Source organism: Streptomyces sp. SCA2-17, assembly GCF_044336695.1.
In genome coordinates, this window is the sequence record NZ_CP117521.1 from 2,137,702 (window position 1) to 2,163,267 (window position 25,566).

The following is a 25,566-nucleotide window of genomic DNA, read 5'->3' on the forward strand; positions in this document are numbered from 1 at the left end:
CAGCCCGTCAGTGGCCCGAGGTCGCCTTCAGGCCCACCACCGCCACCAGCAGCAGCGCTATGAAGAAGATCCGCGCCGCCGTCGCCGGCTCGCCCAGGACCAGCATGCCCAGGACCGCAGCACCGGCCGCGCCGATGCCCACCCACACGCCGTAGGCCGTCCCGATGGGCAGGGTCTTCGCCGCCTGGGACAGCAGCAGCATGCTGGCGGCGATACCCGCGATGGTGAACACGCTCGGCCACAGCCGCGTGAACCCCTCGGTGAACTTCATGCCGATCGACCAGCCGACTTCGAGCAGACCGGCGACGGCGAGCAGGACCCATGCCATGACGGCACCTCCGTGGAGTAGAGCTTCCAGGGGTGCGTCGTCTTGTCGTGACCCGGTACGGCGCGTCTCGTCGGGTGTCTACGACCGTAGCAAACTCACGCGGAGCACACTCAGAGGTACAGGCCCGTCGAGTCCTCGGAGCCCTCCAGCCGCTCCGCCGCCACCGCGTGCAGATCGCGCTCCCGCATCAGCACGTACGCCACGCCCCGGACCTCCACCTCCGCGCGGTCCTCGGGGTCGTACAGCACCCGGTCGCCCGGCTCCACCGTCCGTACGCTCTGCCCGACCGCCACGACCTCGGCCCAGGCCAGCCGGCGGCCCACCGCCGCCGTCGCGGGGATGACGATGCCGCCGGAGGACCGGCGCTCGCCCTCCGGGATGTCGGTCCGGACCAGCACGCGGTCGTGCAGCATCCGGATGGGCAGCTTGTCGTGGGTGGGGTTCGTACTCACGCAGATGACCGTACCCGCCCGCGCCCGGCCCCGCGGCCATAGATCGCGGATCCGCGGATGTGACCTACGCCCCGCCCACGCCCGCCTACGTCCCGCCCGGGCCCCGCGCGTACGCCTCTGCTTACGCCTTGTGCTTGCGCGAGGACACCGTGATCAGGCCGATCACGCCCACCGCGACCATCGCCACCGGCACGATCCGCTCCAGGCGCGGCGCGCCCTCCTCCGTCGTGAAGCGGGCCTTCACGTCCGCCACCAGCCGGTGCGCCGTGGCACAGGCGCGGCCCGCGGTGTGGTCGACCTTCGCGGCGACCTTCGCCTTCGCGTCGCCCATGATCGTGGCCGGGTGCATGCGCACGCCGATCTCGTCGAGCGTCACGGCGAGCTCGCTCCGCCGGCGGGCGATGTCCGCCTCGATCTGCGCAGGGGTCCTGGCTTCCGACACCGCGCTGCCTCCGTCGTCTCGATAAGAGTGATGATGACTGATTAGGACAGTCTGTCAGCTCACCGGACCCCGCGCCCCGCGGCACCCCCGATCAGGCCGGTGGCTACGCTCGGGACGCAGGCCCACGACCCGAGGAGAGCCATGAGCGAGCGACTGCAGCCCGGCGACACCGCCCCCGCCTTCACCCTTCCCGACGCCGACGGCAACCCGGTCTCGCTCGCGGACCGCAAGGGCCGCAAGGTGATCGTCTACTTCTACCCCGCGGCGCTGACCCCCGGCTGCACCAAGCAGGCCTGCGACTTCACCGACAACCTCGACTTCCTCGCCGGCCACGGCTACGAGGTCATCGGCGTCTCCCTCGACAAGCCGGAGAAGCTCGCGAAGTTCCGCGAGAAGGAGGACCTCAAGGTCACGCTCGTCGGCGACCCCGAGAAGAAGGTCCTGGAGGCGTACGGCGCGTTCGGCGAGAAGAAGCTGTACGGGAAGACCGTCACGGGCGTCATCCGGTCGACCGTGATCGTCGACGAGGACGGCCGGGTCGAGCGGGCGCTCTACAACGTGAAGGCCACGGGGCACGTCGCCAAGATCATCAAGGATCTGGGGCTGTAGATCCCGGCCGCCGGGCGGGCGCGCGGAGGAATCACGCCCGTCCGGCGTTCCCGTCCTCCGTAGGAGACTCCGCGTCCGGCTCCGACTCCGGCAGCTCCAGGACCGCCCGCGCGCCCCCGCCCTCCGCCGTGCCGAACTCCAGCCGCGCACCCAGCACCACCGCCTGCCCCACGGCGATCGTCAGCCCCAGGCCGTGCCCCGTGCCCCGCTCCGGGGCCGCCGTGCGGAAGCGGCGCGGGCCCTGGTCCACCAGGTCCGGCGGATAGCCGTCACCGTGATCCCGTACGACGATCCGGGTGCCCTCCACCGTGACCTCGATCGGCGGCTTCCCGTGCTTCGCCGCGTTGGCCAGGATGTTCACGAGGATGCGCTCGACCCGGCGGGCGTCCGTCGCCACGATCCGGCCCTCGCCGACCACCTCGACCGCCACGTCGTCCACCCCGCGCTGGCCCCGCGCCCGCTTGACGATGCCCCGCACCAGCGACGGCAGCTCCACCGCGTCCAGCTGGGCGCGCTCGCGGCCGGCGTCGAGCCGGGAGACCTCCAGCAGGTCCTCCACCAGCACCCGCATCGTCTGCGCGCGCTCGCGCACCATCTCCACCGCCCGCGGGTGCGGCAGCAGCTCCGCCGACGCCACCAGCCCGGCCACCGGCGTGCGCAGCTCGTGCGCCACGTCCGCCGTGAACTCGCGCTCCGCCTCCACCCGCGCCGCCAGCGACGTCGCCATGTGGTGCACCGAGCGGCCCAGCTCCGCGACCTCGTCCCGGCCGCCCGCCGCCAGCGCCTCCGCGTCCGGCGGCTCGCCCGCCGCGATCCGCCGCGCCGCGGCCGCGCTGTGCCGCAGCCGCCGCGACAGGCTCTGCGCCACGAACCAGGCGACCACCGCCATCAGCGCCACCGTCGCCGCGCCCGCCACCAGCAGCGCCCTGTCCAGCGCCGTCATCAGCGGATCGCGGTCCGGGTAAGGGGCCGACACCGACAGCACCTTGTCGCCGCCGACGGCCGTGGCCGCCCACACCCGCGGGTCCTCCCCGCCGCTGATGTACGTGCCCGAGCGGCCCCGCGCCGCGGCCTTGGCCAGCGGGAACGGCAGTGCGGCGTCGTCCAGTTGGGCGCCCAGGGCGAGCGTGCTGTCGCGCTGGTAGATCTGGAGGGCCGAGCTCAGCAGGTCGTCCTGGTAGGCCTGGGCCTGCCGGTCGCGCTCCGCCGCGGAGATGTGGTGCACGGCCAGCCCCAGCACCACGACGGCGAGCGCGGTGACGAAGGAGATCGCGAGGGCGATCCGGCCACGGATACCCATCACGCGATCGTGTACACCTCTTTCGCCTTCGCATGGGGGGTGGCCCGCGTGTAACTGACCTCGATGCCCGTGAAGGCCGTCATGCCGTCGACCTTCTTGACGTCGTACAGCCGCAGCCGCGCCGGGAAGGAGGCCGGGGCGCCGCTGCCCGCCGCGCCCGAGACCAGCACGGTGCCGGAGCCGTCCGCGCCGTCGGCGTCGAAGGAGTCCCACTTGATGTCGCTGGCCACCACGCCCGCGTTGGAGCAGTTCAGCGTGATGATCTTCGGCGCGACGACCGGCTTGCCGACCCCGCACTCACGCACGCCCGGCAGCTCCTGCGGCGCCGGCGTGTCCTCGGCCTTCGCCGGCTGCGGGTCCTGGGGCGGGTACGACTTCTGCGCCGCCGCCGTCTTGGGGGCGTCGGCCACCGCGTCCGACCGCTCCCCGGCCGCGCTCACCCACACGCCGCCGACGGCCGGCACCGCCACCACCGCGAAGATCGCCAGGGCGGTGCGCATGCCGGGCCGGCGGGGCGCCACACGGTCGGCCATCGGCCTCTCTCTCTGGTGTCCTGCACGTCTTACGGGTCCGGCTGTGCGTCCCCGCTGTGAGGGACGGTGAAATCGGGCCGCGCGTTCCCTTCATGCCTATATCAGCTTCCGCCGCCCCCTGCCCGGCGGGGCGGCCGCCGGGCGTGACCAATATCCCTCTCGGGGGGCGCACCGGTTTGAGCGGCGGCGCAGCGCGCAGACGCAGGCGCGTACGTACGTCACCGCCGAAGCGTGAGGGGGCCGAGCCGTGCCCAACGGCAGCAGCACGGAAGCCGAGACCGGAAACGGGAACGGCAACGGGCATACGAACGGACATGCCAACGGGCATGGCAACGGCCACGACCCGGCCGCGGTCAGACGCCACCCGGCGCTCTTCCGGGCCGTCGCCCGCCGCCGCAACCCCCGGCTGCGGCGTACGGACATCACCGTCACGGACGAGCGGACGGTGAGACGGGCGGTCAAGGCGGCCGCGCTCGGCAACGCCATGGAGTGGTTCGACTTCGGCATCTACAGCTATCTCGCCGTCACCCTCGGGGACGTCTTCTTCCCCTCGGGCAACGACACGGTGCGGCTGCTGTCGTCGCTGGCGACCTTCGCCGTGGCCTTCCTCGTCCGGCCGCTGGGCGGGATGTTCTTCGGCCCGCTCGGCGACCGGGTGGGGCGCAAGCGCGTCCTGGCCCTGACGATGGTGCTGATGGCCTCCGGCACCTTCGCCATCGGCCTGATCCCCTCGTACGCGGCGATCGGCTTCTGGTCGCCGGTGCTGCTGATCTGCTTCCGGATGCTCCAGGGCTTCTCGACGGGCGGCGAGTACGGGGGCGCGGCGACGTTCATCGCCGAGTACGCGCCCGACAAGCGCCGCGGCTACTTCGGCAGTTTCCTCGAATGCGGCACCCTCGCGGGCTACATCGGCGCGGCGGGCCTGGTGACGGCCATGACGTCGGCGCTCGGCGGCACGGCGATGGCGGACTGGGGCTGGCGGGTGCCGTTCCTCGTCGCGGGGCCGCTCGGGCTCGTGGGCCTGTACCTGCGGCTGCGGCTGGAGGACACGCCGGCGTTCCAGAAGCTGGCGGCGGAGGAGGACGCGGGCGGCGGGGGCACCGAGCTGAGGCAGATCTTCACCACCCAGTGGGCGAGGCTGCTGCTGTGCGTGGTCCTGGCCGGTGCGTACGGCATCACGGACTACATGCTGCTGTCGTACATGCCGACGTACCTGACCGACCAGCTCGGCTACGACGACGCGCACGGCCTGGTGATCCTGATCGCCACGATGGCGCTGCTGATGACGGTGATCACGTGCGTGGGGCGGCTCAGCGACCGCGTCGGCCGCAAGCCGCTGCTGATGGCGGGTATGGGCGGCTTCGTGGTCCTGTCGGCCCCGGCGTTCCTGCTGCTGAAACAGGGCAGCCTGCCCGCCGTCTTCGGCGGCATGCTGATGCTGGGCCTGCCCCTGGTGTGCCTCCTGGGCACGATGTCCGCCGCCCTCCCCGCCCTCTTCCCCACCCAGGTCCGCTACGGCTCCCTCGCCATCGGCTACAACCTCTCCACGTCCCTCTTCGGCGGCACGACCCCGCTGGTGATCACGGCCCTGATCCACGCCACGGGCAGCGACATGACGCCCGCGTACTACACGGCGGGCGCGGCCCTGATCGGCATGATCGCCGTCGCCTTCATGCGCGAGACGGCCCGGCAGCCGCTGGAGGGCTCGCCGCCGGCGGTGGCGACGCGGGAAGAAGCCGAAGAGATCGTGACATCCCAGTCACCCGACCCGAAGTTCTGACCACCGGCGGCCGGTTCGGCCGGCTTGGCCCGATCCGGCTACAGGGCCGGCGGGCCGCCCGATACCATGGTCAGCACCTGGCGGCCGTGGTGGAATTGGCAGTCACGCTGGGTTTAGGTCCCAGTGGGGTAACACCCGTGAGGGTTCGAGTCCCTCCGGCCGCACAGACGACGAAGGGCCGTTCCGCCGAAGCGGGACGGCCCTTCGGCTTGCGTCGTCAGCCCAGCAGCTCGCGGACCACCGGCACCAGGGCGCGGAAGGCCTTGCCGCGGTGGCTGATCGCGTTCTTCTCGTCCGCCGTCAGTTCGGCGCACGTGCGGGTCTCGCCCAGCGGCTGGAGGATCGGGTCGTAGCCGAAACCGCCGCCGCCCGCCGGCTCGTGGCGGAGGGTGCCCTCCAGGCGGCCCTCGACGACGCGTTCCGTGCCGTCCGGGAGGGCCAGGGCCGCGGCGCAGGCGAAGTGCGCGGCGCGGTGTTCGCCGGCGATGTCGCCGAGCTGGGCCAGGAGCAGGTCCAGGTTGGCCTTGTCGTCGCCGTGGCGGCCGGCCCAGCGGGCGGAGAAGATGCCGGGGGCGCCGCCGAGGACGTCGACGCACAGGCCCGAGTCGTCGGCGACGGCCGGGAAGCCGGTGGCGCGGGCGAGGGCGTGGGCCTTGAGGAGGGCGTTCTCGGCGAAGGTGACGCCGGTCTCCTTGACGTCGGGGATCTCGGGGTAGGCGTCGGCGCCGACCAGGTCGACGCCGAGGCCGGCGGCCTCCAGGATGGCGCGGAGCTCGGTGACCTTGTTGGCGTTGCGGGTGGCGAGGATCAGGCGCTTCATGGGGTGATTATCCCGGAGGGGGCCCGGGCTACTTCGACGTGCACACCTTGGACAGCTCCCCCGCGGCGTCCGTCAGCGGCGTCAGGTCCGGGGTCTTGTTCTCCCGCAGGGAGTCGCGGACGTTGCCGATGGCCTTCTGGAGGTGGTCGAGGGCCTTGCCGACGTCGACGTTGCCGCTCTTGTCCTTGAGCTTCTTCGTGTCCTTCTCGAGGTTGTCGAGGATCTTGCCGGCGTTGCCGGTGTCGGTCGCGGTGCCGGTGACGCTGCGCTGGAGGTCGTCGACGTCGTTCGATATCTCGATGCCGAAGCGGGCGCAGTCCACGGCCTTCTGGGCGGTGGAGCAGCCGGCCGTGAGCGGGACGGCGAGTGCGGCGAGCGCCGTGGCGGCGAGCACGAGCGGCGTTCTGCGTGCGGGCATGAGGGTTCCCTCCCCTTGACAACGGCTTACGGGCGTACGGCCGGGCGCTCGTCCCGTCCGTACGCCCGTAAGAACGCCGGTGATCCCTCCGGAGGTTGCTCCGGCGGCTGCTTACAGCGTCGCCGCGAGCGCCTCGCGCTGGGCCGCGTCGAGCGCGGTGCAGCCGGTGACGGCGAGGTCGAGGAGGGCGTTGAGCTCGTCGCGGGCGAAGGGCTCGGCCTCGGCGGTGCCCTGGACCTCGACGAAGCGGCCGTCGCCGGTGCAGACGACGTTCATGTCGGTGTCGGCGCGGACGTCCTCCTCGTAGCAGAGGTCGAGGAGCGGGACGCCGTCGACGATGCCGACGCTGATCGCGCTGACGGTGCCGGTCAGCGGCTGCCGGCCGTGCTTGATGAGCTTCTTGCCCTGGGCCCAGGTGATGGCGTCGGCGAGGGCGACGTAGGCGCCGGTGATGGCGGCGGTGCGGGTGCCGCCGTCGGCCTGGAGGACGTCGCAGTCGAGGACGATGGTGTTCTCGCCGAGGGCCTTGAAGTCGATCACGGCGCGCAGGGAGCGGCCGATGAGGCGGGAGATCTCGTGGGTGCGGCCGCCGATCTTGCCGCGGACGGACTCGCGGTCGCCGCGGGTGTTGGTGGAGCGCGGCAGCATCGAGTACTCGGCGGTGACCCAGCCCTCGCCGCTGCCCTTGCGCCAGCGCGGGACGCCCTCGGTGACGCTGGCGGTGCAGAAGACCTTGGTGTCTCCGAAGGAGATGAGGACGGAACCCTCGGCGTGCTTGCTCCAGCCGCGCTGGATGGTCACGGGGCGGAGCTGGTCGGGCGTGCGGCCGTCGATGCGAGACATGGTGATGAGCCTACTGGCATCGGGGACAGGCGAAGGGCCCCGTTCCGGATCGCGGTGCGTGAGCGCGCATTCCGGGCGGGGCCCTCGGCGGTGAGCCTCAGCGGCTCACATCATGTCTTCGATCTCCGCGGCGATCGGGTCGGCGTCGGTGCCGATGACGACCTGGATGGCGGTGCCCATCTTGACGACGCCGTGGGCGCCCGCGGCCTTGAGGGCGGCCTCGTCGACGAGCTCGGGGTCGTTCACCTCGGTGCGGAGCCGGGTGATGCAGCCCTCGATCTCGTCGATGTTGTCGATGCCGCCGAGGCCGGCGACGATCTTCTCAGCCTTGCTGGCCATGTGCACTCCTGGTTGTCTTCGGCCCTTCGGCGGTACCACCGAGCGGCTTCCCCACGGTAAACCACGTTCAGCCCAACTATGCGGGCGAATGTCCGCCGTCTGACGAATGATGGCGACACCCGCACGCGTACCCGTACGCGCGCCTAAGTGGTCTACACCAGTATGCGGCAAGCACCGAGTGGACCGCCGCCGGGGCGGCGGCCGGGAGGACGCAGATGAGCACGGACGCCGCGGCCGCGCCGCGTCAGAGCCGGTGGCGAGCCCGCTGGCAGACCCTCTTCTCGAACCTGCAGAAGATGGGCCGCAGCCTCCAGCTCCCCATCGCGGTGCTCCCGGCCGCGGGCATCCTGAACCGGCTCGGCCAGCCGGACGTCTTCGGCAAGGACGGGCTGGGCTGGACGGACGTGGCGAAGGTCTTCGCGGGCGCGGGCGGCGCGCTGCTGGACTCGGCGCTCGGGCTGCCGCTGCTGTTCTGCGTGGGCGTGGCCATCGGGATGGCGAAGAAGGCGGACGGCTCGACGGCCCTGGCGGCGGTCGTGGCCTTCCTCGTCTATTTCTCCGTGCTGCACCAGTTCCCGGAGGACTGCCCGCGCGAGTCGAAGTTCGGCGGGGCGGGGCTGTGGAGCGGGGTGTGCGTCTCCATGGGCGGGCAGGCGTCCCCGGCGAGCTTCCAGAACCCGGGGGTCTTCGGCGGCATCGTGATCGGCCTGCTGAGCGCGTGGTTCTGGGTGCGCTTCCACCGCGTGCGGCTGGTGGACTGGCTGGGCTTCTTCAACGGGCGCCGGCTCGTGCCGATCCTGATGTCGTTCGTCGCGCTGGCCTTCGCGGTGATCTGCCTGGCCGTCTGGCCGCCGGTCGGCGACGCGCTGACGAGCTTCAGCAAGTGGCTGTCGGACCTGGGGTCGGCGGGCGCGGGCGTCTTCGGCGTGGCGAACCGGGCGCTGCTGGTGGTGGGGCTCCACCAGTTCCTCAACACCTTCATGTGGTTCCAGTTCGGCGACTACACGAAGCCGGACGGCACGGTGGTGCACGGCGACATCAACCGCTTCCTGGCGGGCGACCCGCACGCGGGCCAGTTCACCACCGGCTTCTTCCCGATCATGATGTTCGCGCTGCCGGCCGCGGCGCTGGCCATCGCCCACTGCGCGAAGCCGCACCGGCGCAAGGTGGTCGGGGGCATGATGCTCTCGGTGGGCCTGACCTCGTTCGTCACGGGGATCACCGAGCCCATCGAGTACGCGTTCCTCTTCATCGCGCCCGCGCTCTACGTGGTGCACGCGCTGCTGACGGGCGTGTCGATGGCGGTGTGCTGGGGGCTGGGGGTGCACGACGGCTTCAGCTTCTCGGCGGGCCTGATCGACTACGTGATCAACTGGGGACTGGCGACCAGGCCGTGGCTGATCATTCCGATCGGGCTGTGCTTCGCGGCCGTCTACTACGCGATTTTCCGGTTCGCGATCACGAAGTTCGACCTGCCGACTCCGGGGCGCGAACCGGAAGAGCTCGCGGAGGAGATCGAGCGCGGCAACGTCAAGGAGTAGCCGCGACGTGAAGGGGTAATCGCTCCCCGTCACGAGCCCCCGGAGCCACCGGCCGGGGGCTTTCCGCTGTGTCCGGAGCCACCGGGAAGCACGGATTCCTTTATCCCGGACTCACGTGCTACAACATGGTCTAAACCACTCAGTGGTGTAGACCAAAAGCGGGCCACCCCCCTTCCCCCGAGCGCCCGCCTCACCTGGAGGAATCCGATGAGTAAGAGCGCCAAGGCGGCAAAGGCGGCGCCTGACGACGCCGCTTCGCCGGAGAAGAAGGACGCGGAGAAGAAGGCGGCGGAGAAGAAGGCCGCGACCTCCGCGAAGAAGAAGGCCGCGGCTCCGGCGGAGAAGAAGAAGTTCGGCGCCGGTGCCATGGCCGTCGCCCAGCGCATCGGCCGCAGCCTCATGCTGCCGGTCGCGGTGCTCCCCGCCGCGGCGCTGATGGTCCGCCTCGGCCAGGGCGACATGCTGGGCAAGGAGTCGTTCCCGGCGTTCCTCAACAAGATCGCCGAATTCATGTCCGCGGGCGGCGGCGCGATCCTCGACAACATGGCGCTGCTGTTCGCCGTGGGTGTCGCGATCGGCTTCGCCAAGAAGTCGGACGGCTCCACGGCCCTGGCCGCCGTGGCCGGTTACCTGGTCTTCTCCAAGGTGCTCGGCACCTTCACCGACGGCAGCCTCCCGAAGAAGGAGGCCGTGGTCGACCACAAGGTCGCCATGGTGGAGCAGGCCGTCGACGCCAAGGTCCTCGGCGGCGTCGTGATGGGCCTCGTGGTGGCGCTCATATACCAGCGCTTCTACCGCACCAAGCTGCCGGACTGGGCGGGCTTCTTCGGCGGCCGCCGCCTGGTGCCGATCCTCTCCTCCTTCGCGGGTCTGCTCATCGGCGTCGTCTTCGGCTACATCTGGCCGGTGCTCGGCACGGGCCTGCACAACTTCGGTGAGTGGCTGGTCGGCTCGGGCGCGGTCGGCGCGGGCATCTTCGGCGTCGCCAACCGCGGTCTGATCCCGGTCGGCATGCACCACCTGCTGAACTCCTTCCCGTGGTTCCAGGCCGGCTCGTACGACGGCCCCAAGGGCGCCGTCAACGGCGACATCGCCCGCTTCCTCGCCGGCGACCCGAACGCCGGCCAGTTCATGACCGGCTTCTTCCCGATCATGATGTTCGCGCTCCCGGCCGCCTGCCTCGCGATCGTGCACTGCGCCCGCCCCGAGAACCGCAAGGTCGTCGGCGGCATGATGTTCTCCCTCGCGCTCACCGCCTTCGTCACCGGCGTCACCGAGCCGATCGAGTTCACGTTCATGTTCGTCGCGCCGGTGCTCTACGCGATCCACGCGGTGCTGACCGGTGTCTCGATGGCTCTGACCTGGGCGCTCGGCATGAAGGACGGCTTCGGCTTCTCGGCCGGCGTCATCGACTTCCTGCTGAACCTGGGCATCGCCTCGAAGCCGTGGCTGCTGGTCCTCGTGGGCCTGTGCTTCGCCGCGATCTACTATGTGGTCTTCCGCTTCGCCATCCTGAAGTTCGACCTCAAGACCCCCGGACGCGAATCCGAGGAAGAGTCGGCCGAATTGAAGGCCTGACCTCATAAGCAAGAGGGAAATGCCCCCGGAATCCATGGGATTCCGGGGGCATTTTTCTTTCAGGCCTGGGAATGCAGGACCGGGAAATACTTAGAACTCGTACACCGCGCCGGCCCTGGCGAGTTCGACCGGCCCGTCGTAGACGGCGCGCGCGTCACGGAGGTTGGTCAGGGGGTCCGTCCACGGCGGGATGTGGGTGAGGACCAGCCGGCCCGCGCCGGCCCGCGCGGCGTGCTCCCCGGCCTCGCGGCCGTTGAGGTGGAGGTCCGGGATGTCCTCCTTGCCGTGCGTGAACGAGGCCTCGCAGAGCAGCAGGTCGGCGCCGGCGGCCAGCGCGTGCAGCTCCTCGCAGGGGCCCGTGTCGCCGGAGTAGACGAGGGCGCTGCCGTCGTGCTCGACGCGGAAGGCGAAGGCCTCCACGGGGTGGCGCACCCGGTCCGTACGGATGGTCAGGGGGCCCACGGAGAAGGTGCCGGGGGCGAGGGTGCGGAAGTCGAACACCTCGCTCATGCAGGACTCGTCGGGCACGTCCCCGTACGCGGTGGCCAGCCGGTGCTCGGTGTCGCGCGGGCCGTAGACGGGGATGGCCTCGGCCCGGCCGCCCTCGTGCCGGTAGTAGCGGGCCACGAAATAGCCGCACATGTCGATGCAGTGGTCGGGGTGCAGGTGCGAGAGCAGGATGGCGTCGAGGTCGTAGAGACCGATGTGGCGCTGCAGCTCGCCGAGGGCTCCGTTGCCCATGTCGAGGAGCAGCCGGAAGCCGTCGGCCTCGACGAGGTAGCTCGAACAGGCCGATTCCGTGGACGGGAACGACCCCGAGCATCCGACGACGGTGAGCTTCATGCGGGCCTGAACCTCCGTTGACTCGTGACGGGGGGCCATGCGGTCCGTCGAGCGTAAGGCGCGAAGGGGACGCCCGCTCCTCCGTGAGGTGGGGTTGTGGCTGAAGTCACCGGTACGGACCCTTCTGGGCACGCGCCCGCCGGGCGGTTCCGGGGGCTCCCGCGGCCCCCGGAACCGGAGCGTACGACGGCGTGCGGCGGCGTGCGGCCACGTACGGCGAGGCCCGGGCGGCGCTACGCCCAGAGCTGGCCCTGGAGCGCCTCCACGGCCGCTTCCGTCGTGGGGGCCGTGTAGATGCCCGTCGAGAGGTATTTCCAGCCGCCGTCCGCCACGACGAAGGCGATGTCGGCGCTCTCCCCCGCCCGTTCGGCCTTGCGGGCCACGCCCAGGGCGGCGTGCAGGACGGCGCCGGTGGAGACGCCCGCGAAGATGCCCTCCTCGGTGAGCAGCTCGCGGGTGCGGCGCACCGCGTCCTCCGAGCCGACCGAGAAGCGGGTGGTGAGGACGGAGGCGTCGTAGAGCTCGGGGACGAAGCCCTCGTCGAGGTTGCGCAGGCCGTAGACGAGGTCGTCGTAGCGCGGCTCGGCGGCGACGATGCTCACGCCGGGCTTGTGCTCGCGCAGGTAGCGGCCGACGCCCATGAGGGTGCCGGTGGTGCCGAGCCCGGCGACGAAGTGGGTGATCTCGGGGAGGTCGGCGAGGATCTCGGGGCCGGTGGTGGCGTAGTGCGCGCCGGCGTTGTCGGGGTTGCCGTACTGGTAGAGCATCACCCAGTCGCTGTGCTCGGCGGCGAGCTCCTTGGCGACGCGGACGGCGGTGTTGGAGCCGCCCGCCGCCGGCGAGGAGATGATCTCCGCGCCCCACATGGCGAGCAGCTGCCGCCGCTCCTCGCTGGTGTTCTCGGGCATGACGCACACGATGCGGTAGCCCTTGAGGCGGGCGGCCATGGCGAGCGAGATGCCGGTGTTGCCGGAGGTGGGCTCCAGGATGGTGCAGCCCGGGGTCAGCCGCCCGGCCCGCTCCGCCTGCTCGATCATGTGCAGGGCGGGGCGGTCCTTGACCGAGCCGGTGGGGTTGCGGTCCTCCAGCTTGGCCCAGATCCGGACCGACCCGGACGGGGAGAGCCGGGGCAGCCGCACCAGCGGGGTGTTGCCGACCGAGGCCAGGTGGCTGTCGTAACGCATGCTCCGGACCGAGCCTCAGACCGATCCGCCGGCGACCGCCGGGAGGATGGTGACGCTGTCGCCGTCGCCCAGCTCGGTGCCGATGCCGGCCAGGAAGCGGACGTCCTCGTCGTTGAGGTAGACGTTCACGAAGCGGCGCAGCTCGCCGGACTCGTCGACGAGGCGCTCGCGGATGCCCGCGTGCCGGGCGTCGAGGTCCTTGAAGAGCTCGTCGAGCGTGGCTCCGCTGCCCTCGACGGCCTTCTGCCCGTCGGTGTAGGTGCGGAGGATGGTCGGAATGCGGACCTCGATGGCCATGATGCGGGCTCCTGTCGGCGTACGGGTGGGACACCTGGGGCGATCGTATCGATTCCGTGTGCGGCCGCCGGAGGTTCGTACCGGCATGCGGACAGCGGTGGACCGCCGGAGGGTCGTGGCTCAGTAAGCAGGCACTACGGTGACGTCCTCTTCGGTCACCTGTCCGTCCACTATGCGGAACGAGCGGAACTGGAAGGGGCCCTCGCCGTCGGTGTCGGCCGTGGACACGAGCACGTAGTGGGCGCCGGGCTCGTTGGCGTACGTGAGGTCCGTGCGGGACGGGTAGGCCTCGGTGGCGGTGTGCGAGTGGTAGATGACGACGGGCTCCTCGTCGCGGTCGTCCATCTCGCGGTAGAGCTTCAGCAGGTCCGTGGAGTCGAACTCGTAGAACGTGGGCGACCGGGCGGCGTTGAGCATGGGGACGAACCGCTCGGGGCGGTCGCTGCCGGCCGGCCCGGCGACCACGCCGCAGGCCTCGTCGGGGTGGTCCGCGCGGGCGTGCGCGACGATCCGGTCGTACAGGTCCTGGGTGATGGTCAGCATGCGGCCCAGGATAGGCACGCGGGAATCGCCGGAGTAAAGGGAAGGGCCCTCCCGTACCGAGGGGTGGTACGGGAGGGCCCGGATGCCGGACGGACCGGCGGGTGACTGCTTCCGGCAGGGACGACGTCCGCTTACGCGGCCTGGTCGACCTCGACGGCCTGCGTGTAGTCCTTGCGCTCGAAGGCCTGCGGGTTGCGGGCCTTGAGGACGCGGTAGGACACCCACATGATCGCGGCCCAGACCGGGGCGCAGTACAGCGAGATCCGCGCGTCCTTGTCGATGCCCATCATCACGATCACCATGAAGATGAAGGCGAGGGCGAAGAGGCTGGTCCACGGGGCGCCGGGGGCGCGGAACGCGGACTGCGGGAGCTCGCCGCGGTTCGCCTTGCGGCGGTAGCGCAGCTGGGCGACGAGGATCACGATCCACGCCCACATGCCGGAGATGGTCGCGAAGGAGACGACGTAGTCGAACGCCTTGCCCGGCCACTCGTAGTTGATGACGACGCCGACCAGCATCAGCGCGGCCGAGAAGGTGGTGCCGCGCAGCGGCAGGCCGCGCTTGGTCAGCTGGCCGAAGAACTTCGGGCCCTGGCCGTTGAGCGACAGGTCGCGCAGCATGCGGCCGGTGGAGTACATGCCCGAGTTGCAGGACGACAGCGCCGCGGTGAGGACGACGAAGTTGACGATGCCCGCACCGGCCGGCAGGCCGATCTTCTGGAAGGCGGCCACGAACGGGCTCACGCCCGGCATGAACTCGCCCCACGGGACCACGGCCAGGATGATGATCAGCGCGCCGATGTAGAAGACGGCGATGCGCCACGGCACGGTGTTGATCGCCTTGGGGAGCGTCTTCTCCGGGTCCTTGGCCTCGCCCGCGGTGACGCCGACGAGCTCGACGGCGAGGAAGGCGAACATCACGATCTGCAGGGTCATCAGGGTGTTGCCGATGCCGTGCGGGAAGAAGCCGCCGTCGTTCCAGAGGTTGGTGACGGTGGCGGTGTCACCGGCGTCGGAGAAGCCGATGGTCAGCACGCCGATACCGATCAGGATCATGCCGATGATGGCGGTGACCTTGACCATGGAGAACCAGAACTCCAGCTCACCGAAGAGCTTCACGGAGATCAGGTTGGCGAAGTAGAGGATGACGGTGAAGACCAGCGCGGAGACCCATTGCGGAATGGAATGGTTCCAGTACTGCACATAGGAGGCCGCGGCGGTCACCTCGACGATTCCGGTGACGACCCAGAAGAGCCAGTACGTCCATCCGGTCACATAGCCCCAGAAGGGGCCGAGGAACTCCCGGGCGTAGTCCGAGAAGGAGCCCGACACCGGGCGGTACATGAGCAGCTCACCGAGCGCTCGCATGATGAAGAAGATGACCAGACCGGCTATGGCATAAGCCAGGATCAGGCTGGGTCCGGCCTTGGAAATGGCCTTCCCCGCGCCGAGGAAGAGGCCGGTGCCGATGGCGCCACCAATGGCGATCATCTGAATCTGGCGGTTACCGAGTCCCCGCTCGTAACCCTCGGAAGCTGCCTTGCCGCTTCCCTTGTGGCCCGGTTCCGCGACTGCGTCCGCGGTACGTGCCGCGACCTGCTCAGAGGTCATGGTGGTGCGCCTTTCTCCATACCGATCCGGTTGCTCCGGATCGGGTTCCGATCCCCCCGGATGGAGTCCTGCGAATGCCGACGGTCGGCCGGCTCAGCGCTCCCGCCGTGAACATGGGTGGCGTCACGGAGGCAGGTCGGAAAGATGTATCACGAGTGGCCGGTAGATCGTCCGAAGAACGATCATGGGTTCGTGACCCACACCACAAAGAAATGCGGACAATAAGGAAAAGGAGCGTTAATAGGCACCGTTACGGTGATCCGATCGTTATCCGGACTTGATTGTTCCCTGAGCGGGCGCCCGGACGCTTTTGATCGATCATCCCATCAGTGCATCTACCAGCGTTTCCTGTAGTCCGCCGAGCCAGAGATGGGCCATGACCATCGGCTTGCGCGGATCGTCGTCCGGCAGCCGGAGCAGCGCCTCGCCGTCGTCCTCATGGGTGATTTCCAGCCGCGCGCCGATGGTCAACCGGAGGTCGTTGAGCGTGCCCAGCCAGCGGCGGCAGTCCTCGGGCGCGAGGCGCAGGACGGCGACGTCGTCCCCGGCGCTTCCGGCCACCGTGAGCGCGTCGAGCGAGCGGACGACGGCGAGGGCGTCCTCGCGCTTGCGGTCGCGCAGGTCGTTCTCGGTGTAGCGGCGGAATTCCGCGGCGTACGCGCGCTCCTGCGGGTCCTGCGCGGTGCCCGGGTCGCCATAGGCGTCGGGGAAGAGCCGGGCGAGCGCGGGGTCGGACGGCGGCTCGCTGGGGCCCTCGGCGAAGAGCCGCGCGAGCGGATCGGCGCCGTCGGGGCCCGCGGCGTCGCCCGGGCCGATCAGCTCCAGGAGCTGGACGGTCAGGCTGCGGAGGATGGAGACCTCGACGTCGTCCAGGGCCGCGGCGGCCCCGCCGCCGGAGAGCGGCTCGAAGTGGCCGGCCATCAACGGTCCTGCGACAGCGTCGCCCACAGCCCGTAGCCGTGCATCGCCTGCACGTCGCGCTCCATCTCCTCGCGGCTGCCGCTGGAGACGGTGGCGCGCCCCTTGTGGTGGACGTCGAGCATCAGCTTGTGGGCCTTGTCCTTGGAGTAGCCGAAGTACGCCTGAAAGACATACGTCACATAACTCATGAGGTTGATGGGGTCGTTGTGGACCAGCGTGACCCAGGGGACGTCGGGCTCGGCCACCGCGTACGGGGCTTCGCTCGACTCGGGGCGTTCGATCTCGACCGGTGCAACACTCACCCTTCCCATGCTGCCACTCGGGGGGCTGCGACGCACAAAGGGGGTGCCGCCGGGGCGCGCGTCGGCCGGGTGCCCCGGGTCACGGCATAGAAATCGTCAATCTGACGAGTATTGGGGGTAGCATCTGTGTTCATGAACGCTGCGGACTTGAGGCCGCCGGTGGACGTTCCGTCGACGGCCCTCTTCACCGACCGGTACGAACTCACGATGCTGCAGGCCGCGCTGCGCTCCGGCACCGCCGACCGCCGCTCGGTCTTCGAGGTCTTCACCCGCCGGCTGCCCGAGGGGCGCCGCTACGGCGTCGTGGCGGGCACCGGCCGCGTCCTGGACGCGGTGGAGAACTTCCGCTTCGACAGCGGGGTCCTGGACTTCCTCGCGAGCCGGAAGATCGTGGACGAGCCGACCCTCGCCTGGCTCGCGGACTACCGCTTCCGCGGCGACATCTGGGGCTACCCCGAGGGAGAGGTCTACTTCCCGGGCTCCCCCATCCTGCGCGTCGAAGGCACCTTCGCCGAGGCGGTGCTGCTGGAGACCGTGATCCTGTCGATCCTCAACCACGACTCGGCCGTCGCCGCCGCGGCCTCCCGGATGGCCGTCGCCGCCGGCGGGCGCCCGCTGATCGAGATGGGCGCCCGGCGCACCCACGAGCTCGCGGCCGTCGCCGCCGCCCGCGCCGCGTACGTGGGCGGCTTCGCCTCCACCTCCGACCTCGCGGCCGGTTTCCGCTACAGCATCCCCACCGTCGGCACCAGTGCGCACGCCTTCACGCTGCTGCACGACAGCGAGCGCGACGCCTTCACCGCCCAGGTCGACTCGCTCGGCGGCAGCACGACCCTGCTCGTCGACACCTACGACGTCGCCGAGGCCGTCAAGGCGGCCGTCGAGATCGCGGGCCCCGAGCTCGGCGCCGTCCGCATCGACTCCGGCGACCTGCTGCTGCTCGCCCACCGGGTGCGGCAGCAGCTGGACGACCTGGGCGCCACCAAGACGAAGATCGTCGTCACCAGCGACCTCGACGAGTACGCCATCGCCTCGCTGGCCGCGGCCCCCGTCGACGCGTACGGGGTCGGCACCCAGCTCGTCACCGGCAGCGGGCACCCCACCTGCTCGATGGTCTACAAGCTCGTGGCCCGCGCGGACGAGGCCGGCGCGGACGCCCCGCTGCGGCCCGTCGCCAAGAAGTCCATGGGCAGCAAGGCCTCCCGCGGCGGCCGCAAGTGGGCCGCGCGCCGGCCCGACGCGGCCGGGGTCGCCGAGGCCGAGGTCGTCGGCACCGGACCGGTGCCGGCGGAGCTCGCCGGCCACCAGCTGATCGTGGAGCTCGTCCGCGGCGGCGAGGTCGTCGCCCGCGAGCCCCTGGACGCCGTCCGCGACCGGCACGCCGCGGCCCGGGCGGGGCTCCCGCTCTCCGCGACCCAGCTCTCGCGCGGTGAGCCGGTACTCCCCACCGAGTACCTCTGACGCTCCGCGCGCGGCCCCGCGCGCCCGGGTGGGCCTTGTCCGCTCCGGGTCCCTCTCCCATTGCGCAACGGAAGTCACTACCCTCGGTCACAGAGAGGCGATCCGTACGGATCAGCGCATCCGTACATCCGTACAGTCGTGATCCGCACTGTCGGCCGAGGGCCCTTCCACAAAGGATCCGCACTATGCAGCGTGCACTCATCATCGTCGACGTGCAGAACGACTTCTGCGAGGGCGGCAGCCTCGCGGTCGCGGGCGGGGCGGACGTGGCCGCGGCCATCACCGACCTCGTCGGCGAGGCCACAGCCGGGTACCGGCACATCGTCGCCACGCGCGACCACCACATAGACCCCGGCGCGCACTTCTCCGCCGACCCGGACTACGAGACGACCTGGCCGCCGCACTGCGTCGCCGGCACGGAGGGATCCGGGTTCCACCCGAACTTCGCCCCGGTCATCGCCTCCGGGGCGATAGACGCCGTCTTCGACAAGGGGGCGTACGCGGCCGCGTACAGCGGGTTCGAGGGTACCGACGAGAACGGGGTGTCCTTGGCGGACTGGCTGCGGGAGCGGGGGGTGACGGAGGTCGACGTCGTCGGCATCGCGACGGACCACTGCGTGCGGGCGACGGCGCTGGATGCGGTGCGGGCGGGGTTTTCGACCCTGGTGCTGCTCGACCTCACGGCGGGGGTCGCCCCCGGGACGACGGAGCGGGCGCTCGGCGAGCTGCGCGAGGCGGGCGTCGAGCTCAGCGGCAAGCCGGTCGTTGCGACGGGGTGAGCTCCGGCTGAGCGGGGTTCGGCACCGCCGGTGACGTCGGCGGTGGATGATCGCCGTCGCGGCGGAATGACGTGCCCGGCGACCCGTAGCCATGTTGTGAGGCCTCGCCTCACACCTCCGCCGCGGCGGCGACCAGCCACCGCGCACGTGACCGGCGGTGCCGGACCAGCCGCAAGCCGTACGTGCAGGCAAAGGCCTACGCCGCCGGAGCCCTCCGCAGGAGGGTCCTTATCCCGTGCCACGACTCCGTGTCGTCCTCCGGGGTCGCTCGCCAGACCAGGCCGTCGGGGTGGTGGAGGACCGCGGTTATCTCGTCCGGCGTCGGGGGTTCCGTATTGCCGCGCAGATAGACGGCCCGCAGGCCCAGGTTCCGCAGGCGCGTGAGCGCGCGCGCCCGGTTCGCGGCGTGCACCAGCACCCGCACCCTGGCCCCGGGCGACGCGCCCCCGCCGGGCGGCCCGGGAAGGTACAGGGCCACCACCACACTGCCGCCCGGCAGCTTGCAGAAACCACCGCCTGCCATGCCCGCGTCACCTCTCCCCGGGCCGGGGTGTCAATAACAGGGTCACGCCAGTCATCTAAACGCGATCGGCCGCCGCCCGCTAGAGGGCGACGGCCGACACGGCTCTGACCTGCTCAGAAGCAGATCATGCGGGGTTTACTTGCCCGACGGGCTCACCTGGACGGTCATCGTGGAGCCGTTCGGCGCCTGCCACAGGATCTTGATCCGGGTGTTGGTGTCAGTAACCTGCACACCGCCGGTCGGGTTGTCCTTGCTCCAGTACGTGCCCTTGCGGTCGTCGAAGGACGGCGCGCCGAGCTTCGCCTTCACCCGGGCGGCGACGCCGTCCTGGTGGACGGTGTAGCCGTCGCTCGGGAACCAGCTGAACGGCGAGTCGTACGCCTGGAAGCGGTTGCGCATGACCGAGCCGTCGGCCCACTTCTCGATCTGCGGGTGCGCGTCGACCGGCAGGATGCGGCCGGCACCGGGGTGCACGCCGACGTTGTTGTCGGCCTGCGAGGTGTCCCACTTCCAGATCAGCAGGCCGTTCTGGTACGGGTAGTGCTCGACCCAGCCCGGGCGGTCCTTCTTCCAGCCGAAGTTGTACGGGCCGGACTTGAGGGTCGTGTCGTACGAGACGTACTGGCGGTTCTCGGCGATGTAGTACTGCGCGTACTCCTTGGTGAAGGACTCGCCGATGCGCGAGAAGCCCTTCGCCGTCCAGCCGTTGTCGTCGCCCTCGGCGCCGTCGGTGAAGAGGGCCGCGCCGTCGGCGGTGAGGGTGATGGCGTCGGCCGTGAAGCCCTTGCCGGTCGTGCCGCCGTCCGTGGAGTAGCGGAAGCGCAGGTCGATCTTCTTGCCGGCGTACGCGTCGAGCGGGAACGCGAGCTTCTTGTACGCGCCGGACTGGCCGGTCAGCGCGGGCTTGTCGCCGCCGTCGCGCGGGATGGACTTGCCGTCGGCCGTGCCGTCGACCGGGGTCCAGTTCTGACCGCCGTCGGTCGAGACCTCGACGTAGGCGTAGTCGTAGTTGGCCTCGATGTCCCACCAGCCCGAGAAGTCCAGGCTCGCCTTGGACTTGCCGGTGAGGTCGACCGGGCGGGAGAGCGTGTTCTTCAGGTCGTCGGCCTGACCGCCCCACCACTGCTTGGAGCCTTCAGCAGGGCGGACGACGTCGGTCTTGACCGCCTTGGCGGGCAGGTCGACGACGACCGCCTGCTTGTCCTTGGTGTTGTACTCGGCCACGCCCAGCTTGTGCGTCGACTTCGTCGCCGCCTTCGCCTTGTCGTAGTTGAGCCAGCCGAGCTGCAGCTTGTCCCAGGCGCTCATGTCGCCGGGCAGGTCACCGATGGTGTCCTTGCCGCGGCCCAGCCAGGAACCGGAGGACATCAGCGACCAGTAGGCGACGGAGGACTCACCGGTGCCGGTGGTGTCGTACTCGTCGGGCAGGCCCAGGTCGTGGCCGTACTCGTGGGCGAAGACGCCGAGGCCGCCGTTCTCGGGCTGCATCGTGTAGTCGCCGACCCAGATGCCGGTGTCACCGATCTGCGTGCCGCCGGCCTTGTTGTTGCCGGGGCCGGTCTTGCCGGCGTCCGAGCCGTAGGCGTACCAGCGGTGGGCCCAGATGGCGTCGGTCTTCTGCGCGCCGCCGCCGGCGGACTCGTCCTCGCCGGCGTGCACGATCTGGAAGTGGTCGATGTAGCCGTCGGGCTCGTTGAAGTTGCCGTTGCCGTTGTAGTCGTTGCGGTCCCACTGGTCGTACGTGGCCAGCTGCGCCTTGATGTCGGCATCGCTGCGGCCGGCCGCCTTCTGGTCCTTCACCCACTGGTTGACGCCGTCGCGCACCAGGTCCCAGGCGGAGGGGCAGTTGGTGGAGCCGCAGTAGTTGGAGCCGTAACGGGCCTCGTTCCAGGGGACCCTGACCCAGTCGGTGACCGTGCCGTCGACCGAGTAGCGGCCCGAGGACTGCTTCTCGTAGTACTTCGCCAGGGACTCCTTGTCCTTGTCGTGCGAGAAGTACAGGTCCTGGAAGTGGTCCCGGTTGTAATCCTTCTGCCAGGCCGTGCTGTTGTCGTTCTTGCGGTCCGGCTGCTTGATCTGGTTGTGCGCCGGGCCCGCCTGCCCGCCGTACTTCTTCACCGGCGGCTTGGGCCCGTCCGGCCCGTCCGGGTCGTACATCGTGGTGTCGTCGACCTTGTCGCCGAAGTCCACGAGGATCGTGAAGATCCGGTCGGTCTTCTCCCGGGCGAGCTCGACGTACTTCCCCTTGCCGAGCTGGACGACCTTCGACGCGCCGCGCTGCTCCACGCGGGCGTCGCCGGATATGACCTTGTCGAGGGCGGCCTTGCGCTGCGCCTCCTGCTTCTTCGCGTACGGCCCCTTGAGGTCGTGCTCGACGCCCTTCCCGGCCTGCTCCGGGTCGTGGCGCTCGATGCTCGACGGCGTGCCGGCAGTGGTGGCCGCCTGCGCGATCCCGGCCGTGGTCCCCGTGACAAGGGCCGTCGCGGCGAGCGCGACGGCCGTGGCCACGGCGGCGGATCTGGCGTGCCTCCGTTGGCTGCTCTTCACTTGTGAATGTCCTCCCCAGTGACAACTGTGGAGGTATTTGACCGGAGTGACGCCGGAAAAGACAGACCTTGACTACGAGCGAAACAGCAAGTACGTTATCCGGCCTTTATGTTGCGGATTTCGGACAACAACGGGCGCGCGCGTCTCACCGCTTGGACCGGTGGATGACCCCGTGCGCCCCCTGTGCTCCGGCACCGTGTGTTAGGTCACGCTTACCGGCAGTTCCGCTCGGGCAGACAGGACCGTAGAGTCGTTTTGGTGTACACCATTGCTGTACGCACGCACTACGCACGCCCTCCAGGCACCACGCACGCCCCACGCACCAGCCGGCTCCGCACCCCACACCTTTGCTCCGAGGACGGATCCCGCCATGCCGCGTCCGACCCCCGCACAGATAACCTACGGATCGGCCACCGTCGTCTTCTCGACCCTCGCCATGCTGCTGCTCTCGCAGACGAGTTCGGGGTTCGGGATCGCGGTCATCGCCGTCGCCGCGCTTGCGCTCGGCCTCTTCGTCGCCGTCGCCTTCCCCGTACCGCGCACCGGCTCCCGCAGGCCCCGGGTGCCCCGGGAGCGCGCCCCCCTTCCCGCCGAGCCGAGACTGAGCGAGCACTCAGTGCACGGTTGAGACCACCACTGTTTTGGCCGCCTTGTCGTGAATGCACTGGTGGTACGGCATGTCCCACGTACACCAGAGCACGTTGACCAGCCAGAAGAGAAAGCCGCAGCAGGGCACCACCTGCGGCAGGTTGTACACGGCGGCGCGCGTCCAGCCCGGGCTCCCCTGGGGGATCGCGCCGTTCTCCAGCATCGCCACCCGGATGCTCATCACCATCTTGCCGACCGTCTGCCCCCGCTTGGTGAGCATCAGCCCCTCGTAGAGGAAGTAGACGACGGCGATGATGATGCCGAGGCTCGTGGACCGGCCGTCGTTCCAGTTCGCCGGGTCCCAGTCCCACATCGCGGCCTTGAAGACCGCGGTGACCGGGATCGACACCAGCAGCCCGTCGATGATGCGGGCGACGAGCCGCTTGAACCGGTTCGCGAGCGGGGGCATGCCCGCGAGCGGGTCGGCGGCACCGAACTGGTCTCCGTAGGGATTGCCGGGGCCGCCGCCCGGGCCGGGAGCGCCCCCGTACGGGCCGCCGCCGTAGGGCGCCTCCGCGCCGGGCGGGCGGCCGCCGCCCGCGTACGCGCCGCCTTCCGGGGCCGTGCCGGGGCCCGGTGGGGGCGGGGTGCCCGGCGGGGGCTCCGGCGACGGCGGTTCCGTCGGCCGTTTCTGGAACGGGTCGTTGTCGGGCGGCGGCTCGGTGCTCATGGCCCGAGTAGAACGCAGGGTTCCGCGCGCCGCATCCGGCGTTGTGCCGTTCGGGTCAGCGCTTGCCCGCCGCCACGAACGTACGGCCCGCCTTGTCGTGCCAGCACTGCCGCCACGGCCGGTCGAACACGCACCACAGGGCACCGATCACGCCGATCCCCAGCGCGCCGAGCCCCCCGTACACCAGCCAGCGGCGCAGCGCCGCCCCGAAGCCCGGCTTGTCGTGCGACTCGATGTCCAGGACCCGCGTGCCGCACAGGCGCTTGCCCAGGGTGCGGCCCCACTTGGCGGTGGGCAGCGCCTCCAGGATCACGCCGGCGACGAGCAGGACGCCCAGCACGACGGCCAGATACGTGCCGGTCGTGCCGTCGAGGAGCCAGACCGTGACGGTCTCGCCGGACTGCTTGGCCTGCGCGACCTTGTCGTCGATGTGGGTGACGGCCTTGGCCCACAGCGGCACGGCCACGGCACCGACGACGGCACCCAGGACGACGGTGTCGATGAGGCGGGCGGCGAGCCGGCGGCCCAGCGACGCGGGGCGGCCCTGCTCCTGCGCGGCCCGCAGGAAGGGGTCGTCCTTCGGGGGCTTCCACGGCGCGACCGCCTCGGAGGAGGCCGCGGGCTGCTGCTGGGCGAGCTGCTGCACCTGCTGGGCCCAGCCGCCCGCCCCGGGCCGGGGCTGCTCCGCGGTGCGCGGCCGGGGCTGCTCCTGCGGGCGGGCCTCGGGCAGGGCGGCGGACGCGGACCGCGCGGGGGCGGGCAGCGCGGCCGCCGGGGCCGTGGCGGGCAGGGCCCGCCGCTCCGGCGGCATGGCCTGCGCCTCTTCCGCGCGGGCGTCCGGCCGGCCCTGGGCGCCGGCCGGCGGAACGGGCTTGCCGGACGTGCGCAGCTGCATCGTGCCGCCGGGGCGCACGGCGGGGACGCCACCCTCCGGCCGGCCCGCGGGCGCGGGGTCCTCGGCGCGCTGCGGCTCGGGGCGGCGCGGCTCGGAGCGGGCCGGGTCACCGGCGGCGGGAGAGGGGACGCGCGGGTCGCGGGGCCCGGGCAGCGCGGCGCCGGAACTCTCGCCCCAGGAGACGCGCCGGTCCTGCTCGCCGCCGAAGCCCTCCTGCCGCGCGGGCTCCGCCCGCCAGGCGGGCGCCGGCTCCGTGCGGGCCTCGCGCGGGGCGGCCTCCTCGTCGAGGAACATGGGCCCCGTCTCGTCGGGGCGCTGCGCGGGCGGCTGCCGGTCGGGGCCGGAGCGGCGCGGCGTCGGCGGCACGGGCGAGGCGAGGGCGGGCGCCGCGGGCTTGGCGACACCGGCGGGCGGCGCGGGCATCGGCTCGCCCTCGGCGGGCGCCGGCCGGCTCGTACCGGGCACCCAGGCGGTGCCGCTCCAGTAACGGATATAGCCAGGAATGGAAGGGTCCGGATAAAACCCTTCCACGGGGCTGTTGTCGGCGGATCCTGAGGAAGGGGCGCTCATGGTCTCCGATGTCCCGTATCTGCTCGGCCGTACTGCGGTGTCGGTGCTCGGTGGGGCGGGCGACGACAAGCAGTCTGCCGCACTCGAGCGACGTGGGGCGCGCTGCTCCCCTGCCTCATGACCTCTATGCACAAAAGGCAACCGGGCGCGCTGCACACAGGTCTACCAGACGGCTCTCCACTCTGCGGCCGTCCCGCGGGCGGGACCACTCACACGTGCGACCGGCGCACCGGTTCGGCGAAGTCGCGTAATGGTGTGGGGGTCGTTGCGCTCTCTGTCGGTGCGGGCCCGTTCGCGAGGGGCCACGGACCGAGGGAAGCAGAGCGAGAGAGGGCGCACTTCATGCACACCACCGTGGTGGAAAGAGAGCTGGAGATCGACCTGGTGCTGTCGCCCGAGCGCAGCATCCCCGTGCCGTCGCGGCTGAGCTACCGGACGGCCGACCCGTACGCGGTGCACATCGCCTTCCACGTGACCTCGGAGGCCCCGGTGTACTGGACGTTCGCGCGGGAGCTGCTGGTGGAGGGGGTGTTCCGGCCGTGCGGCAGCGGGGACGTGCGGGTATGGCCGACGCGGACGGACGGGCGCAACGTGGTGTGCATGGCGCTGTCGTCGCCGGACGGCGCCGCGCTGCTGGAGGCCCCGGCGCCGGCGGTGGCGGCGTGGCTGGAGCGGACGCTGCTGGTGGTGGCGCCGGGGTCGGAGCGGGAGCGGCTGGAACTGGACGCCGCGCTGCGGGAGATTCTCGGCACGTGACGCGCCGGCGCCCCGTACCGGCGCGTCAAGTCCC

General features: G+C 70.9%; 28 protein-coding genes, 1 tRNA gene and 1 riboswitch. Of the genes, 9 read left to right on the top strand and 20 right to left on the bottom strand.

Annotation, left to right across the window (positions count from 1 at the left end; all coding sequences use genetic code 11):
* Positions 1–7 precede the first annotated feature (7 nt).
* From PS271_RS09540 to PS271_RS09550, 3 genes are all read right to left on the bottom strand, one after another.
* On the bottom strand, positions 8–328 hold the full coding sequence (locus PS271_RS09540) for a DMT family transporter (RefSeq protein ID WP_398381536.1): 321 nt from the start codon (positions 326–328) through the stop codon (positions 8–10).
* Positions 329–359: 31 nt separating this feature from the next.
* Positions 360–424, bottom strand: a riboswitch (guanidine-III (ykkC-III) riboswitch).
* Positions 425–438: 14 nt separating this feature from the next.
* Positions 439–741, bottom strand: a complete 303-nt coding sequence (locus PS271_RS09545) for a GroES family chaperonin (RefSeq protein ID WP_058046871.1) — start codon at positions 739–741, stop codon at positions 439–441.
* A gap of 160 nt (positions 742–901) precedes the next feature.
* Complete coding sequence (locus tag PS271_RS09550) at positions 902–1,222, bottom strand: DUF3618 domain-containing protein (RefSeq protein WP_398381537.1); 321 nt, start codon at positions 1,220–1,222, stop codon at positions 902–904.
* Between the two features lie 141 nt (positions 1,223–1,363).
* Between PS271_RS09550 and bcp the strand changes: the two genes are divergently transcribed.
* Positions 1,364–1,831, top strand: a complete 468-nt coding sequence (bcp, locus tag PS271_RS09555) for a thioredoxin-dependent thiol peroxidase (protein ID WP_398381538.1) — start codon at positions 1,364–1,366, stop codon at positions 1,829–1,831.
* Positions 1,832–1,862: 31 nt separating this feature from the next.
* Here the strand turns inward: bcp and PS271_RS09560 are convergent, their stop codons facing one another.
* Together PS271_RS09560 and PS271_RS09565 are read right to left on the bottom strand one after the other, a co-directional pair.
* A complete protein-coding gene (locus PS271_RS09560; protein ID WP_398381539.1) occupies positions 1,863–3,131 on the bottom strand; it encodes a sensor histidine kinase in 1,269 nt (422 codons plus the stop codon).
* On the bottom strand, positions 3,131–3,664 hold the full coding sequence (locus tag PS271_RS09565; protein WP_398381540.1) for a hypothetical protein: 534 nt from the start codon (positions 3,662–3,664) through the stop codon (positions 3,131–3,133). Before PS271_RS09565 ends, PS271_RS09560 begins: the two co-directional genes overlap by 1 nt.
* Before the next feature lie 247 nt (positions 3,665–3,911).
* Here PS271_RS09565 and PS271_RS09570 point away from each other — a divergent pair, with 247 nt between their 5' ends.
* On the top strand, positions 3,912–5,444 hold the full coding sequence (locus tag PS271_RS09570; protein ID WP_398381541.1) for an MFS transporter: 1,533 nt from the start codon (positions 3,912–3,914) through the stop codon (positions 5,442–5,444).
* A gap of 80 nt (positions 5,445–5,524) precedes the next feature.
* Positions 5,525–5,608: transfer RNA gene (locus tag PS271_RS09575), tRNA-Leu, on the top strand.
* A 53-nt stretch (positions 5,609–5,661) separates the two neighbouring features.
* Here PS271_RS09575 and rdgB read toward each other — a convergent pair.
* From rdgB to PS271_RS09595, 4 genes are all read right to left on the bottom strand, one after another.
* A complete protein-coding gene (gene rdgB / locus PS271_RS09580) occupies positions 5,662–6,264 on the bottom strand; it encodes an RdgB/HAM1 family non-canonical purine NTP pyrophosphatase (protein ID WP_398381542.1) in 603 nt (200 codons plus the stop codon).
* 28 nt (positions 6,265–6,292) lie between these two features.
* Complete coding sequence (locus PS271_RS09585) at positions 6,293–6,682, bottom strand: hypothetical protein (protein WP_398381543.1); 390 nt, start codon at positions 6,680–6,682, stop codon at positions 6,293–6,295.
* Between the two features lie 111 nt (positions 6,683–6,793).
* Positions 6,794–7,525, bottom strand: coding sequence for a ribonuclease PH (gene rph, locus PS271_RS09590; RefSeq protein WP_398381544.1), 732 nt, complete (start codon positions 7,523–7,525; stop codon positions 6,794–6,796).
* 105 nt (positions 7,526–7,630) lie between these two features.
* Positions 7,631–7,864 carry a PTS sugar transporter subunit IIB gene (locus tag PS271_RS09595; protein ID WP_367138700.1) on the bottom strand — a complete coding sequence of 78 codons (234 nt, stop codon included), beginning with the start codon at positions 7,862–7,864 and terminating at the stop codon, positions 7,631–7,633.
* Positions 7,865–8,079: 215 nt separating this feature from the next.
* Between PS271_RS09595 and PS271_RS09600 the strand changes: the two genes are divergently transcribed.
* Positions 8,080–9,405 carry a PTS transporter subunit EIIC gene (locus tag PS271_RS09600; RefSeq protein WP_398381545.1) on the top strand — a complete coding sequence of 442 codons (1,326 nt, stop codon included), beginning with the start codon at positions 8,080–8,082 and terminating at the stop codon, positions 9,403–9,405.
* A 366-nt stretch (positions 9,406–9,771) separates the two neighbouring features.
* A complete protein-coding gene (locus PS271_RS09605; RefSeq protein WP_398386777.1) occupies positions 9,772–10,983 on the top strand; it encodes a PTS transporter subunit EIIC in 1,212 nt (403 codons plus the stop codon).
* A gap of 90 nt (positions 10,984–11,073) precedes the next feature.
* Here PS271_RS09605 and PS271_RS09610 read toward each other — a convergent pair whose 3' ends face one another.
* The 7 genes from PS271_RS09610 to clpS all read right to left on the bottom strand — a co-directional run bounded on the left by PS271_RS09610 (position 11,074) and on the right by clpS (position 16,692).
* Positions 11,074–11,826, bottom strand: a complete 753-nt coding sequence (locus PS271_RS09610) for an MBL fold metallo-hydrolase (RefSeq protein WP_398381546.1) — start codon at positions 11,824–11,826, stop codon at positions 11,074–11,076.
* A gap of 233 nt (positions 11,827–12,059) precedes the next feature.
* On the bottom strand, positions 12,060–13,010 hold the full coding sequence (locus tag PS271_RS09615; RefSeq protein ID WP_398381547.1) for a PLP-dependent cysteine synthase family protein: 951 nt from the start codon (positions 13,008–13,010) through the stop codon (positions 12,060–12,062).
* Between the two features lie 15 nt (positions 13,011–13,025).
* Positions 13,026–13,307 carry a MoaD/ThiS family protein gene (locus tag PS271_RS09620; protein WP_398381548.1) on the bottom strand — a complete coding sequence of 94 codons (282 nt, stop codon included), beginning with the start codon at positions 13,305–13,307 and terminating at the stop codon, positions 13,026–13,028.
* A 120-nt stretch (positions 13,308–13,427) separates the two neighbouring features.
* Positions 13,428–13,850, bottom strand: coding sequence for a M67 family metallopeptidase (locus PS271_RS09625; protein WP_398381549.1), 423 nt, complete (start codon positions 13,848–13,850; stop codon positions 13,428–13,430).
* A gap of 131 nt (positions 13,851–13,981) precedes the next feature.
* A complete protein-coding gene (locus PS271_RS09630) occupies positions 13,982–15,460 on the bottom strand; it encodes an amino acid permease (RefSeq protein ID WP_398381550.1) in 1,479 nt (492 codons plus the stop codon).
* 318 nt (positions 15,461–15,778) lie between these two features.
* On the bottom strand, positions 15,779–16,381 hold the full coding sequence (locus tag PS271_RS09635; protein ID WP_398381551.1) for a DUF2017 domain-containing protein: 603 nt from the start codon (positions 16,379–16,381) through the stop codon (positions 15,779–15,781).
* Positions 16,381–16,692, bottom strand: coding sequence for an ATP-dependent Clp protease adapter ClpS (clpS, locus tag PS271_RS09640; protein WP_120758845.1), 312 nt, complete (start codon positions 16,690–16,692; stop codon positions 16,381–16,383). The genes PS271_RS09635 and clpS overlap by 1 nt, the downstream gene beginning before the upstream one ends.
* Positions 16,693–16,815: 123 nt before the next feature.
* Between clpS and PS271_RS09645 the strand changes: the two genes are divergently transcribed.
* Positions 16,816–18,144 carry a nicotinate phosphoribosyltransferase gene (locus tag PS271_RS09645; RefSeq protein ID WP_398381552.1) on the top strand — a complete coding sequence of 443 codons (1,329 nt, stop codon included), beginning with the start codon at positions 16,816–16,818 and terminating at the stop codon, positions 18,142–18,144.
* Between the two features lie 185 nt (positions 18,145–18,329).
* Positions 18,330–18,923: an isochorismatase family protein gene (locus PS271_RS09650; protein ID WP_398381553.1), complete on the top strand. Its 594-nt coding sequence runs from the start codon at positions 18,330–18,332 to the stop codon at positions 18,921–18,923.
* 196 nt (positions 18,924–19,119) lie between these two features.
* On the opposite strand, the gene PS271_RS09655 is transcribed toward PS271_RS09650, so the two are convergent.
* The gene (locus PS271_RS09655; RefSeq protein ID WP_398381554.1) at positions 19,120–19,446 is read right to left on the bottom strand and encodes a hypothetical protein; all 327 of its coding nucleotides are present in this window, start codon (positions 19,444–19,446) and stop codon (positions 19,120–19,122) included.
* A 135-nt stretch (positions 19,447–19,581) separates the two neighbouring features.
* Entirely contained in the window at positions 19,582–21,993 is a 2,412-nt protein-coding gene (locus PS271_RS09660; RefSeq protein WP_398381555.1) for an immune inhibitor A domain-containing protein, read from the bottom strand.
* Between the two features lie 370 nt (positions 21,994–22,363).
* Between PS271_RS09660 and PS271_RS09665 the strand changes: the two genes are divergently transcribed.
* Positions 22,364–22,621 (top strand): hypothetical protein, encoded by a 258-nt coding sequence (locus tag PS271_RS09665; protein WP_398381556.1) that lies wholly within the window; start codon positions 22,364–22,366, stop codon positions 22,619–22,621.
* Here PS271_RS09665 and PS271_RS09670 read toward each other — a convergent pair.
* Together PS271_RS09670 and PS271_RS09675 are read right to left on the bottom strand one after the other, a co-directional pair.
* Positions 22,607–23,311, bottom strand: coding sequence for an RDD family protein (locus PS271_RS09670; RefSeq protein ID WP_398381557.1), 705 nt, complete (start codon positions 23,309–23,311; stop codon positions 22,607–22,609). The two genes, PS271_RS09665 and PS271_RS09670, sit on opposite strands and share 15 nt — an antisense overlap.
* A 55-nt stretch (positions 23,312–23,366) precedes the next feature.
* The gene (locus PS271_RS09675) at positions 23,367–24,776 is read right to left on the bottom strand and encodes an RDD family protein (protein WP_398381558.1); all 1,410 of its coding nucleotides are present in this window, start codon (positions 24,774–24,776) and stop codon (positions 23,367–23,369) included.
* A gap of 342 nt (positions 24,777–25,118) precedes the next feature.
* Between PS271_RS09675 and PS271_RS09680 the strand changes: the two genes are divergently transcribed.
* The gene (locus PS271_RS09680; RefSeq protein ID WP_398381559.1) at positions 25,119–25,532 is read left to right on the top strand and encodes an SsgA family sporulation/cell division regulator; all 414 of its coding nucleotides are present in this window, start codon (positions 25,119–25,121) and stop codon (positions 25,530–25,532) included.
* The last annotated feature ends 34 nt before the right edge of the window (positions 25,533–25,566 follow it).